Source organism: Streptococcus pluranimalium, from assembly GCF_047785705.1.
Lineage (GTDB): Bacteria > Bacillota > Bacilli > Lactobacillales > Streptococcaceae > Streptococcus > Streptococcus pluranimalium_A.
On sequence record NZ_JBLOJV010000003.1, the window covers coordinates 12,005 to 23,859 of the forward strand.

The following is an 11,855-nucleotide window of genomic DNA, read 5'->3' on the forward strand; positions in this document are numbered from 1 at the left end:
TCTTTGGCACCTTGCCAAAGATTTTTGTTATAATAGTCTTATGAACGAAAAAGCGTTTTTACAGTTGATTCAAGAGGATCAGCAAATGATGCTAATCTTAACAGCTATTACTGATTATTTAGGGTTGAAGGACGCTTGGCTAGCACCTGGGGCTGTTCGTAACTATATCTGGAATGTCTTATCTGGGGCATCTGGTTTTGATACGGAGACTGACTTGGATGTGGTTTTCTATAATCCAGAAATGCCTTACGAAGAAACACTTGCTATCCAAGAAAGCTTGCAGCAAGCCTACCCAACCTATGCTTGGGAACTCAAAAATCAGGTGGCTATGTATCGCCATAGCCCTGAAACCACGGGCTATGCTTCAGCAAGAGACGCCATCAGTAAATACCCAGAAACAGCGACAGCAGTAGCCCTGAGACTGGTTGATAACCAGCTAGAACTCTTTGCTCCCTATGGTTTAGAAGTCATTAGTCGCTTTGAAATCCACCCCACTCCTCATTTTAAAGTCTCATCTAAGCGTATGGCAGTTTATCGGCAACGCTTGTCTAAAAAAGACTGGGTCAAAAAATGGCCGCAAATCAGGATTTACCAAGACTAAATAGGAGGACATCATGCAACCTATCAAAAATTGGACCTTTTGGCAGCAGTTTAATCGTTTATTTTTTTTGAGTGTGATATTGTACTTGATGTCTCATTGGCTCAAGCAGGACTGGCTAGTGATGTTGTCCCAGCTCATTAGCTATCTTACCTTTGCTATTTATCCTAAAGTACCTGAGGAGGTGGCTCTGGTTGATCGGCCCAAATACCTGGGCATTATGCGATACGTTTGTTTACTACTGGCGGCTTTTACCTTACTGACCTATCTTTTTTAGAAGGAGCTTTTTTATGAAACTAACAACGCTTGGCTGCTGGGGAGGTTATCCCTATAAAGATGGTGGAACGACCTCTTATTTGTTAACAGGACACGATGGTTTTCAACTGCTCATGGATGCAGGTTCTAGGTCTTTAAATGAACTGGAGAAGGAAATTAGCCCTTTGGATTTGGATGCTGTCTTGATTTCACACTATCATCCTGATCATGTGGCAGATTTAGGGGTTCTGCGTCATTACCGCCAACTTTATCCCAAACACTTGTGGGAATCAAAAGTGCTTCCTATTTATGCTCATGATGAAGATAGCCCTGAGTTTGACAAGTTGACCATCCCTGAGGTTTCAAAAGGGATTGCCTATGATGTTGATGGGACGCAAAGTATCGGTCCTTTTGACATCACCTTTATCAAGACAGTCCATCCTGTTATCTGTTATGCCTTTCGCATTGTGGAACGTGAAACGGGTCAAATCCTTCTCTTTACTGCTGACACAGGCTATTTTGAAGGTTTAGCAGACTTTGTCAAAGGAGCAGATCTCTTCTTGGCAGATGTCTACCTTTATGAAGGTAATGAGAATCATCCTGCCCATTTGACCACTAAAGAAGCAGGTGAAATTGCTGTCCAAGCTGGTGTCAAAAAGTTAGTTCTAACCCACATGCCACCAGTAGCTCCAGAAGGAGTTGATCCAGATAATCATTTAGAAATCCTTCGTCAAGAAGCGCAGCAATATGCTGGTGATATTCCAGTCGAGCTAGCTGAGCCACACCAATCATGGGATTTGGGACAACTCTGATGCCAGAATTGACAGAAACAGAAAAAGCCTACTTTATGCAGGAGGCCTTAAAAGAAGCGGAGAAATCCTTGGCTAAGGAAGAAATCCCTATCGGCTGTGTCATTGTCAAAGACGGTCAGATTATTGGCCGTGGGCACAATGCGCGTGAGGCGCTTGGGCAAGCCATCATGCACGCAGAGATTATGGCCATTCAAGAAGCTAATCAGACAGTCGGGAATTGGCGTTTGCTTGAGGCAACCTTGTTTGTGACTATTGAACCTTGTGTCATGTGTAGCGGTGCTATTGGATTAGCTCGGATTCCACAGGTTATCTATGGGGCACCCAATCAGAAATTTGGCGCTGCAGGTAGCCTTTATGACATCTTGACAGATGAGAGATTGAACCATCGTGTGCAGGTCGAAAAAGGTGTTTTACAAGAAGATTGTGCCGCCATCATGCAGACCTTTTTCCGTCTAGGAAGAGAAAAAAAGAAGGCAGCTAGGCGCTTAGCGCGGGAAGCTGACGAAAAAAGCAATTTGCAATAACTCAAAAATATGATATACTAGTAAGTGGAGCAACACTTGTGCGTGAAGTGGGTCAGGGGAGGAATCCAGCAGCCCTAAGCGATGTCAGGCGTGTGCTCTTTTTTTGTAATCTAAAAACCCTTTGAAATCAAGATTTCAGAGGGGTTTTTCTGTCAAAAGTTTAGCAAATAGGGGCAAAACAGAGTTTTATCTTACTTTTCAGCTTTTTCTTTTTTACCATCCAATTCTTTTCCTAAGTCAATGATATACTGTTTCAAGTCGTCTTTGACTTGTGGGTGTTTTAGTGCATAGTCAATAGATGTTTTCATAAAGCCAAATTTATCACCAACATCGTAACGATTGCCAGTGAATTCATGTGCAAAGACACGTTGTGTCTTGTTAAGGGTATCAATGGCATCTGTTAATTGAACTTCATTTCCAGCACCGGGTGCTTGATTTTCTAAAATAGAGAAAATCTCTGGTGTCAGCAGATAGCGTCCGATAATAGCTAAATCACTTGGGGCGTCTTCTGGTGCAGGTTTCTCCACAAAAGTATCAACGCTATAAAGGCCTTTACGTACCTCCTTATGAGGTGCGATAACACCGTAAGCGGAAACTTCTTCATGAGGAACAGGCATAACAGCGATGGTAGACGCGTGTGTCTCTTCGAAGTCATTGATGAGTTGTTTGGTTAAAGGAACAGCCTTGTCATTTGTAATATCCATGAGATCATCTCCGAGCATGACAACAAAAGGTTCGTTACCAACAAAGGCTTTTGCTTGTAAAACAGCATCTCCCAATCCACGAGGATGACTTTGACGGATAAAGTGTAAGTTGATGGCGGTGGTATCATTAACGAGTTTTAGAAGATCATTTTTGCCTTTTTGCTCAAGGTTATACTCGAGTTCAAAGTTAGAATCAAAGTGGTCTTCAATGGAGCGTTTTGACTTTCCTGTGACGATGAGAATGTCTTCGATACCTGACTTTAAGGCTTCTTCAACAATGAATTGAATGGTTGGCTTGTCAACGATAGGTAACATTTCCTTAGCCAGTGCCTTGGTTGCAGGTAAGAAGCGTGTGCCCAAGCCGGCAGCAGGTATGATGGCTTTTCTAACGTTTGTATTCATGATTTTCCTCTTTACCTTTATTAATCAGCCCACTCATTTTCTGAGCGGAATTCGTTTGACATGATGCTAAGAATAGATTCTTTGATATCAGCTTCTTGATAGATGGTGCGATAAATAGCACTTGTGATTGGCATGTAAACCTCTAATTCTTGAGCTAACTCATAGGCAACCTTGGTTGTTGAAATGCCTTCGATAACCATGCCCATGTTTTTTTCAATGTTTTCCAGTTTTTCTCCACGTCCTAGAGCATCTCCTGCTCGCCAGTTGCGAGAGTGGATAGACGTTCCTGTCACAATCAAATCACCCACTCCAGATAAGCCACTGTATGTCAGTGGGCTTGCGCCCATAGCGACGCCTAGACGCGTAATTTCAGCCAAACCTCGTGTGATAATAGCTGCCTTAGCGTTGTCACCATACCCAAGACCATGTAATGCTCCCGCTCCAACAGCAATGATGTTTTTTAAAGCCCCTGCGGTTTCGACACCGATAACGTCTGTATTAGTATAGAGCCTAAAGTAATGATTGCTAAAGAGCTCTTGAGCATACTTGGCGGCTGCAAGGTCTTTAGAGGCGGCAGTAATCAGTGTGATGTCGCGAACAATAGTCTCCTCGGCATGACTAGGTCCTGAGACGACAACGATTTCAGAACGTACGGTGGCTGGGATTTCGTCTTCGAGGATGGTTGATAAGCGCTGGTGTGTGCCAGGCTCTAAGCCTTTAGACGCGTGCATAATAGTCACCTTGTGGTCTAGGGCTTTGGCGACTTGTTTGGCAACCAGACGGGTTACCTTAGTAGGAACGACAAAAAGAACAGCATCAACTCCAGCAAGAGCTTCTGCTAGGTCATGATAACCCGTAATCTGCTCATCTAGGGTAATGTCTTTGAAGTAGCGCGTGTTAGTGTGTTTTTGGTTTAACTCATCGATTTGCTCACTGATGTTTCCCCAGATGCGAACCTCATGGCCATTGTCGTTTAGCACTTGTGCTAATGCAGTCCCCCAAGAACCAGGGCCTAAGACAGCAATTGTTTGTTTAGTCATAATCACTCCTTGACGTCTTGTTTGAAAAGAGAGTATAGCCACCCTAAGAGAGGTAGCTTGTTTTTTCTATTATATCATAAAATAGAGCTTAGTCGCCTAGTGAAACCATCTTGGAAAAACTGTAGTTCTGCCTATATTGATTTCCCTTGAAAAGTATGAAGAAACGAGGTTAGGTTTTTCCCAGCCTCGTATTTGGTTAATTAGTCTAAAAACATCTTTTGTTTGTTAATGCTTAAAAAAAGATTTTATCCTAAGGAAGCATTTGAGTTACCCAGAGGTGCTTTAGATAGTTTGAGAAAAATGGGAAACTCTCGATTAAAAAACGAGTGAGGGGATTGCCTGCCAGTGTTTGCTGGATAGTATCAAAAGGGATGGTTGCTAGAATCGTAGCTACCATACTAAGGGTAAGACAAAGCACCAGGCAAGAGAGACAGCCCGCGATGAGATGATGTTTTGTGGCATTGTAGCGATTTAGCGGTAGCAGATGCAAAAGAATTCCCAACAGGCGAATCATCGCATAAAAAAGGGAATAAAGGCTTAAAAAAGCAACGCCGGCATAGAAAATCATATCATGGGAGAAAAGATCAACGTCTCTGAAAAAAAAGATCTGAGAGCCCTCTGTCGGGTTGGCGTATGGAATCCAGATATAGAGCAGTTTGGCTAAGGGTTTATAGTAGTTTTGGGCAAGAGCCAAAGCAAGAAGGCTTCCTAGACTATAAAAGCCTTGTCGTAAAATACCTCTTGAAAACCCAATATAGAAACTCCAAGCTAAACTTATCAATAGTAACAGTGTTATCATTATTGATCCTCGGTTTCATTGGGTTTATGATCGGTTTGCTCATCCAAAAAACGTGCTTTGAGATCGGCTAACTCCTGCTCCATGCCTTCAATAGCGATTTCTCGGCTTAGCTGGGTTGACAGAGCATTGATGGCCAATAAAATGGCTAAGGTCTCATTGTCAGCCTCAGGGACTTTCTCACGGATAGCCTCGTATTTCTCTCTGGCCAAACGTTCAACCTCTTCCATGAAAAGATTGTCTTTATCGGTAGTTAAGGTTAGGGGACGATCCCCAAAAACAAATTTATAGCGATTCTTTTTTGTCATGAAAATACCTCTTGACTATTATAGCATAAAGAAATTATCAGAGATACCCTTAGCGATTTTTAGGCTCATGAGGCCTTAGAATTATGCTATAATATGCCTATGAATACTAGAATTTTAGAACAGTTAGCCTTTGAAAAGGTAAAAGACTTATTTGTTCCCTACTTACAAACAGAGCAAGGTCTGGCAGAGTTAGAAGATTTGATGCCTTTGACCAAGGCAGATAAGATTAAAGAACAATTTATTGAGATTGAGGAAATGGCAGCTCTTTTTGTGGAGAACAGTAGTTTTTCCTTAGGTAGCTTGAGGAGTGTTTCAGAGAGCGTGCGCCGTTTGGAGTTAGATGCCGATCTTAATATCAACGAACTCCTTGCCATCAAAAAAGTTTTGACACTCACTGCTGATATGGGACGTTTCTACCAAGAGTTAGAAAATGTCCACCTTCTGGCTCTCAAACGTTTGTTTGAGAATCTGGTTGGTCTGCCATCCTTACAAGGGAGTTTGCAGTCGGTTAATGATGGTGGCTTTTTAGAACCCTTTGCCAGTCCAGAGTTGGCAAAAATCCGTCGCCAGATAGCCGCTAGTCAGGCTCAGGTGCGTCAGGTCTTACAGGATGTGCTAAAAAAACAAGCAGACTATCTCTCTGAGACGCTCATTGCTAGCCGTCATGGACGCAGTGTCTTGCCTGTCAAAAACACGCATCGTCACCGAATCTCAGGAGTGGTTCACGACATCTCAAGCTCTGGCAATACGGTCTACATCGAGCCACGCGCTGTGGTAACTCTAAATGAAGACATCACCCAGCTAGAAGCAGCAGAGCGTCATGAGGTGGCTAGGATTCTCCACGAACTCTCTAAGATGCTACGTCCTCATGCTGATATTATCCGAAATAATGCTTGGATTTTAGGGCATTTGGACTTTGTGCGTGCCAAGTATCTCTTTATGCGTGCCAAAAAGGCATGTGTTCCTGAGATTTCAAGGGATAAGAGTATCAATCTGATCAATGTCTGTCACCCGCTGCTTAAAGATCCTGTTGCCAATGACCTTCGCTTTTCAAATGATTTGACAGCGATTGTGATCACAGGTCCTAATACGGGTGGTAAGACCATCATGCTTAAAACGCTTGGCCTTACGCAAATCATGGCTCAATCTGGTTTGCCTATTCTGGCTGATAAGGGGTCTAAAGTCACGGTTTTTACGCAAATTTTCGCAGATATTGGGGACGAACAGTCCATTGAGCAGAGTTTGTCAACCTTCTCTAGTCACATGACCCATATCATTGCTATTTTAGAGGCCGCAGATCAAGAGTCGCTCCTTCTTTTTGATGAGCTGGGGGCTGGTACAGATCCCCAAGAGGGGGCTAGTCTTGCCATGGCGATTTTAGAGCATTTGCGTCTCAGCCAGATTAAGACAATGGCGACCACTCACTATCCTGAGTTAAAAGCCTACGGGATAGAGACTCCTTTTGTTGAGAATGCTAGTATGGCCTTTGATACCAAAACACTCAGTCCAACCTATCGGTTTATGCAAGGTGTTCCTGGGAGATCCAACGCCTTTGAAATCTCCCGTAGACTGGGCTTATCAGAGGTCATTGTGTCGGATGCTCAAAGCATGACAGCTACTGATGGTGATGTCAATCGCATCATCGAAGAATTAGAGAAGCAAACACTTGACATCCGAAAACGTCTCAATCGTATTAAGGATGTTGAACAAGAAAATCTTAAATTTAACCGTGCGCTTAAAAAGCTCTATAATGATTTTTCTCATGAGCGTGACCGAGAACTGGCAAAAGCCCATCAAGAAGCGCGTGATATTGTTGATTTAGCACTTGCAGAGAGTGACAAGATCTTAAAAAACCTTCATAGCAAGGCTGAGTTAAAACCTCATCAAATCATTGAGGCCAAAGCAGACCTAAAACAATTGGCTCCCACAGTTGATTTATCTAAAAATAAGGTTCTGAAAAAAGCCAAGAAACAAAGAGCCCCTCGTGTCGGAGACGACATCGTGGTTACAGCTTATGGGCAACGGGGGACCTTGATTCGTCAGGTCAAGGACAAAACATGGGAGGCACAGGTTGGTTTGATCAAGATGACTTTGACAGAAGATGAATTTAACCTTTCTAAGCGCCAAGAAGATCCCTCAAAAGCTAAGAGGAAGCCCGTTTCAGTGGTCAAAAAAGCCCAAGTCTCTGGTGGCCCTCGTGCTCGTTTGGATCTAAGAGGAAAGCGCTACGAAGAAGCTATGCAAGAGTTGGATGCTTTTATTGATCAAGCCCTCTTGAATAATATGGCTCAAGTGGATATTGTGCATGGTATTGGGACAGGCGTTATCCGAGAAGGGGTGACCAAGTATCTGCGGAGAAACAAGCAGGTCAAGGCCTTTGCTTACGCCCCACAAAATGCTGGTGGGTCAGGCTGTACCATCGCAACCCTGGGCTAATCACTAGACAGGCTAAAAGGCTTGAAATTTCAAAAAGACGCGTCATTTCGGATGTCCTTGTGTTTTTGTGGCTGAAGATAAGAATACAGCAAGTTGAAAGCTCAAAGCCTTGTGATGAGGTTTTGAGGTCTGAGCCTAGCAATCAAAAAGCGGGGAGTATCAAAGTTAATTCAAAAGACTATAAAAAGGCTTGTTAGTCCCTTTCGAGAAGGAAACTATCAAGCCTTTTTTAGTGCTAGGGTTATTTACGGTAAAGTTTGTTTTGAGAGTAGACAGGGTCAAAGGTGACATTGATGCCTAACTTACGAAAGACGTTTTTGTCTTCTTCAGGTAGGATCACAGTGGCGTGAATTTCACTGCCTTTGAGTTTGCCAAGCTGCTCCATGGCATGCTTGGCATCTTGATTTTCCATGGCAGTGATGGCAAGAGCCATGAGGATTTCATGAGAGTGCAGACGCGGATTTTTACTGCCCAAATGGTCAATCTTCAAGTCTTGAATCGGCTTGACATAGTGTGCATCAATGAGGTGAGTTGCCTTATCAATGCCTGCTAATGTCTTGATAGCATTAATGATAACAGCCGCTGATGGGCCAAAGAGTTCAGATGTTTTCCCAGTGACAATCTCACCTGTCGGTAACTCAAGGGCTAGAGCAGGCTCCTTGGTCTGGCGAGCCTTTTCCTTGGCAGCTTGGACAACCTGACGATCAGCTGGCGTGACATTGATGTCATTCATGAGCAGTTCAATCTTTTGCACAGCTGTCGCTGGGACGCGTTCGGCCTTAGCATCAACAACTGTCTGATAATAACGGCGGATGATTTCCTGCTTAGACGCCTCAATCGCTGCCTCTTCGTTGATGATCGAGAATCCCACCATGTTAACGCCCATATCCGTGGGTGAGGCATAAGGAGATTCACCAAGGATGCGCTCTAGCATGCGCTTTAGGACGGGGAAAATCTCAATGTCGCGGTTGTAGTTGACCGTTGTTTTGCCATAAGTGTCTAGGTGGAAGGGGTCAATCATGTTGACATCATCTAGGTCAGCAGTTGCTGCCTCGTAGGCTAAGTTGACAGGGTGATGCAGGGAGAGGTTCCATACAGGGAAGGTCTCAAACTTGGCATAGCCTGAGGTGACACCGTTAACTTGGTCATGGTAGAGGTTGGACATGCAGGTTGCCAGCTTACCAGAACCTGGTCCAGGTGCAGTGACAACGACTAGGTTACGACTGGTTTTGATGTAGTCGTTTTTGCCCATACCCTCTGGTGAGATGATATGGTCCATATCGGTAGGGTAACCCTTGATTGGGTAGTGCAGGTAGGAGGTGATGCCATGCTTTTTGAGCTCTTTACGAAAGGTATCGGCAGCAGCTTGTCCTGTGTACTGGGTCACCACGACAGAACCAACGTAGATGTTGAGGTCTTTAAACTTATCAATCAGACGAAAGACTTCTTGATCGTAAGAGATACCTAGATCACCACGTGCCTTGGAGTGTTCGATGTTGTTGGCATTGATGGCGATGACAATCTCGACCTGCTCTTTCAGTTCTTGCAGGAGCTTCATTTTATTGTCTGGCTCATAACCTGGAAGCACGCGAGCAGCGTGGAAATCTTCCAGCATCTTACCACCAAATTCTAAATAAAGTTTGCCGTCAAACTGATTGATACGCTCAATAATATGATCACGTTGCAAATTAAGGTATTTTTCAGAATCAAAAGCTTGTTGTTTCATGTGTCCCTGACCTTTCTTTTTTAAAAAATACATTATATCAAAAAATCCAGCGAAGGAGGAGAGAAAAGGTTATAAAATAAGAGTAACGATTTGGGTGTGAGATGAAGCATTAAGCTCTAACGTCTGATATTTTGTTACTTTTTTTAGACTTTAAGCATTTGGTAGCGGATTTCTGACAGTTTTTTAGGAAAGTGTTATGATATTGTTATTCTTAATGAAGAGGAGATTAAAAATGTTAACTTATGACATGATTGTGATTGGATTTGGGAAGGCTGGCAAGACCTTAGCTGCTAAAATGGCTAATCTGGGTAAAAAAGTAGCCTTGATTGAGCGAGACAGCCAGATGTATGGCGGGACCTGCATCAATATCGGCTGTATCCCTACCAAGACCCTAATTCATGCCACTGAGGAAGGTCTTTCCTTCCAAGAAGCCATGTCTCTCAAAGAAACAGTGGTGAATCGCCTAAAGGATAAAAATAAGACTGTTTTGGAGGGGGCGGGTGTTGATCTCTATACCGCACAGGCTTATTTTACGGGCAATAAAACCATCCAAATCACTCTCGGAGATGATGAGGCAACCCTAGAAGCAGAAATCATTATCATCAATACTGGTGCTGTCTCAAACACCTTTCCTATCAAAGGGTTACTAGAAAGTAAGAATGTCTTTGACAGTACAGGTATCCAAAATCTTGAGAAAACACCAGAGAAAATGGCTGTTATCGGTGGCGGCAACATCGGCCTTGAGTTTGCTAGCCTCTATGCTCGTCTAGGAAGTCAAGTAGTGGTTTATGAAAATGCTTCTAAGATTCTAGGACGCTATGAACCAGAAGCGGCCAAGCTAGCTCAAGAGTACATGGAAGAAGATGGCATATCATTCCGGCTTGGTGCTTCTGTAGAAACCTTGGCTAATGATGGTGAAGCAGTTGTTATCACAGCAGATGGGCAAAGTGATAGCTATGATGTTGTCTTATATGCTCTTGGTCGCAAACCTGCAACTGAAAATCTTGGTCTTGAAAACACGGATATCACACTAACAGAGCGTGGTGCCGTTGAAGTCGACGATAACTTAGAAACAAGCGTCCCTGGTGTTTATGCTGTTGGTGATGTCAATGGTGGCTTGCAATTCACCTACACGTCGCTAGATGATTTTCGGATTGTTTTTGGTCACTTGACGGGCACTTCCAACTACAAGCGTAGTGATCGTGTCAATGTGCCAAGTACCCTATTTATCAAACCAGCCTTAGCTCAAGTTGGTATGACAGAGCATCAAGCCAAAGAGGCAGGCTTACCGTATAAGACCAAGAGTTTACCAGTTGCTGGTATGCCTCGCGCTCATGTCAATAATGACCTGCGCGGCCTATACAAAGTTGTGGTCAACACAGCCACGAAAGAAATCCTCGGTGCTACCCTCTTTAGTACCAATGCCGAAGAAATCATTAATATCATCAAACTAGCCATGGATAACAAGGTGCCATACACCTACCTTCAAAACCAAGTGTTCACACACCCAACCATGGCAGAAAACTTGAATGATGTTTTCCAGATTTAACTAAAACATCTCAAAAAACTCACACAGCTCATCTGGGTGAGTTTTTGCCCTATCAAGGCGAGTATGATAAGCTAAAGCTAGGCTTGGGCATTCGACATCTAGAAAAACCTTATTTTTTCGTTTGGTTTTGATCGTTCATGGGACATCAGTCATGGTAGGGAGAAAGGTTGGACTTTTAATGACAAGATATACTGAGTTTTATCGAAAAATAAGGGTGATTGTGGAGAAATACCCGCTTTTAAAGCCCATTATCGTGGGCTATAATGGCTTGGTCACGACAATGATGTATACCCTTTATGCGGTGCTTTTAGCTTATCTCTTTTTAGTGAGTTATCATGCCTTGTTTAGGACTTTACTGGTATCAGGTTTGTCCTTTCTTTTGGTCTCTCTCTATCGAAAATGGCTTAACCAGCCTCGTCCTTATGAAAGCTGGGCTATAACTCCGCTTATAGCACGAAAAGGCAAGGGGGAGTCTTTTCCTAGCCGCCATGTTTTTTCAGCGACTCTGATTAGCATGTGCTGGCTATGGCAATCCCCCAGCCTTGGTTTGTGTTTGTTGTTGCTTTCGCTAGGTTTAGCGGTTTGTCGGGTGGTAGCAGGTGTTCACTACCCCAAGGATGTCTTGGCAGGATATGCTTTGGGACTTCTTTTTGGCATGCTCTTATTTCTCTAAACGATAGAAAGCGACGATGGAAAATTGAAAAT

At 43.5% G+C, this 11,855-nt stretch carries 12 protein-coding genes and 1 other RNA gene; 8 read left to right on the forward strand and 5 right to left on the reverse strand.

The features are described from left to right. Window positions 1-40: 40 nt before the first annotated feature. The 5 genes from ACMZ6Z_RS01220 (at window position 41) to ffs (ending at window position 2,303) form a co-directional block, all read left to right on the forward strand. Window positions 41-601: a nucleotidyltransferase family protein gene (locus ACMZ6Z_RS01220; RefSeq protein WP_416130841.1), complete on the forward strand. Its 561-nt coding sequence runs from the start codon at window positions 41-43 to the stop codon at window positions 599-601. 13 nt (window positions 602-614) lie between these two features. After that, the gene (locus ACMZ6Z_RS01225; RefSeq protein WP_416130842.1) at window positions 615-875 is read left to right on the forward strand and encodes a hypothetical protein; all 261 of its coding nucleotides are present in this window, start codon (window positions 615-617) and stop codon (window positions 873-875) included. Window positions 876-888: 13 nt separating this feature from the next. Then, window positions 889-1,665, forward strand: coding sequence for an MBL fold metallo-hydrolase (locus ACMZ6Z_RS01230; RefSeq protein ID WP_416130843.1), 777 nt, complete (start codon window positions 889-891; stop codon window positions 1,663-1,665). Further along, a complete protein-coding gene (gene tadA / locus ACMZ6Z_RS01235) occupies window positions 1,665-2,189 on the forward strand; it encodes a tRNA adenosine(34) deaminase TadA (RefSeq protein ID WP_416130925.1) in 525 nt (174 codons plus the stop codon). The genes ACMZ6Z_RS01230 and tadA overlap by 1 nt, the downstream gene beginning before the upstream one ends. A gap of 16 nt (window positions 2,190-2,205) precedes the next feature. Continuing rightward, window positions 2,206-2,303: signal recognition particle sRNA small type (ffs, locus tag ACMZ6Z_RS01240), an RNA gene on the forward strand. A gap of 77 nt (window positions 2,304-2,380) precedes the next feature. Here ffs and galU read toward each other — a convergent pair. From galU to zapA, 4 genes are all read right to left on the reverse strand, one after another. After that, window positions 2,381-3,295 (reverse strand): UTP--glucose-1-phosphate uridylyltransferase GalU, encoded by a 915-nt coding sequence (gene galU, locus ACMZ6Z_RS01245; RefSeq protein ID WP_416130844.1) that lies wholly within the window; start codon window positions 3,293-3,295, stop codon window positions 2,381-2,383. A 20-nt stretch (window positions 3,296-3,315) separates the two neighbouring features. Then, window positions 3,316-4,335, reverse strand: coding sequence for an NAD(P)H-dependent glycerol-3-phosphate dehydrogenase (locus ACMZ6Z_RS01250; RefSeq protein WP_416130845.1), 1,020 nt, complete (start codon window positions 4,333-4,335; stop codon window positions 3,316-3,318). Between the two features lie 250 nt (window positions 4,336-4,585). Then, the gene (locus ACMZ6Z_RS01255; protein WP_416130846.1) at window positions 4,586-5,134 is read right to left on the reverse strand and encodes a CvpA family protein; all 549 of its coding nucleotides are present in this window, start codon (window positions 5,132-5,134) and stop codon (window positions 4,586-4,588) included. Further along, a complete protein-coding gene (zapA, locus tag ACMZ6Z_RS01260) occupies window positions 5,134-5,439 on the reverse strand; it encodes a cell division protein ZapA (RefSeq protein WP_416130847.1) in 306 nt (101 codons plus the stop codon). Before zapA ends, ACMZ6Z_RS01255 begins: the two co-directional genes overlap by 1 nt. Before the next feature lie 99 nt (window positions 5,440-5,538). Between zapA and ACMZ6Z_RS01265 the strand changes: the two genes are divergently transcribed. After that, complete coding sequence (locus ACMZ6Z_RS01265; protein ID WP_416130848.1) at window positions 5,539-7,875, forward strand: endonuclease MutS2; 2,337 nt, start codon at window positions 5,539-5,541, stop codon at window positions 7,873-7,875. A gap of 241 nt (window positions 7,876-8,116) precedes the next feature. Here ACMZ6Z_RS01265 and ACMZ6Z_RS01270 read toward each other — a convergent pair whose 3' ends face one another. Then, window positions 8,117-9,601, reverse strand: coding sequence for a DUF1846 domain-containing protein (locus ACMZ6Z_RS01270; RefSeq protein WP_416130849.1), 1,485 nt, complete (start codon window positions 9,599-9,601; stop codon window positions 8,117-8,119). Window positions 9,602-9,833: 232 nt separating this feature from the next. Between ACMZ6Z_RS01270 and ACMZ6Z_RS01275 the strand changes: the two genes are divergently transcribed. Together ACMZ6Z_RS01275 and ACMZ6Z_RS01280 are read left to right on the forward strand one after the other, a co-directional pair. Beyond that, entirely contained in the window at window positions 9,834-11,150 is a 1,317-nt protein-coding gene (locus ACMZ6Z_RS01275) for an FAD-containing oxidoreductase (RefSeq protein WP_416130850.1), read from the forward strand. Window positions 11,151-11,328: 178 nt separating this feature from the next. Continuing rightward, on the forward strand, window positions 11,329-11,823 hold the full coding sequence (locus ACMZ6Z_RS01280) for a phosphatase PAP2 family protein (RefSeq protein WP_416130851.1): 495 nt from the start codon (window positions 11,329-11,331) through the stop codon (window positions 11,821-11,823). Window positions 11,824-11,855: the final 32 nt, after the last annotated feature.

Excerpts from the sequence above, each read along its gene's own strand:
- ACMZ6Z_RS01220 (WP_416130841.1), top strand. The coding sequence starts at position 41 with ATGAACGAAAAAGCGTTTTTACAGTTGATTCAAGAGGATCAGCAAATG.
- ACMZ6Z_RS01225 (WP_416130842.1), top strand. The coding sequence starts at position 615 with ATGCAACCTATCAAAAATTGGACCTTTTGGCAGCAGTTTAATCGTTTA.
- ACMZ6Z_RS01250 (WP_416130845.1), bottom strand. The coding sequence starts at position 4,335 with ATGACTAAACAAACAATTGCTGTCTTAGGCCCTGGTTCTTGGGGGACT.
- ACMZ6Z_RS01275 (WP_416130850.1), top strand. The coding sequence starts at position 9,834 with ATGTTAACTTATGACATGATTGTGATTGGATTTGGGAAGGCTGGCAAG.
- ACMZ6Z_RS01265 (WP_416130848.1), top strand. The coding sequence starts at position 5,539 with ATGAATACTAGAATTTTAGAACAGTTAGCCTTTGAAAAGGTAAAAGAC.
- ACMZ6Z_RS01230 (WP_416130843.1), top strand. The coding sequence starts at position 889 with ATGAAACTAACAACGCTTGGCTGCTGGGGAGGTTATCCCTATAAAGAT.
- zapA (WP_416130847.1), bottom strand. The coding sequence starts at position 5,439 with ATGACAAAAAAGAATCGCTATAAATTTGTTTTTGGGGATCGTCCCCTA.
- tadA (WP_416130925.1), top strand. The coding sequence starts at position 1,665 with ATGCCAGAATTGACAGAAACAGAAAAAGCCTACTTTATGCAGGAGGCC.
- galU (WP_416130844.1), bottom strand. The coding sequence starts at position 3,295 with ATGAATACAAACGTTAGAAAAGCCATCATACCTGCTGCCGGCTTGGGC.
- ACMZ6Z_RS01270 (WP_416130849.1), bottom strand. The coding sequence starts at position 9,601 with ATGAAACAACAAGCTTTTGATTCTGAAAAATACCTTAATTTGCAACGT.
- ACMZ6Z_RS01255 (WP_416130846.1), bottom strand. The coding sequence starts at position 5,134 with ATGATAACACTGTTACTATTGATAAGTTTAGCTTGGAGTTTCTATATT.
- ACMZ6Z_RS01280 (WP_416130851.1), top strand. The coding sequence starts at position 11,329 with ATGACAAGATATACTGAGTTTTATCGAAAAATAAGGGTGATTGTGGAG.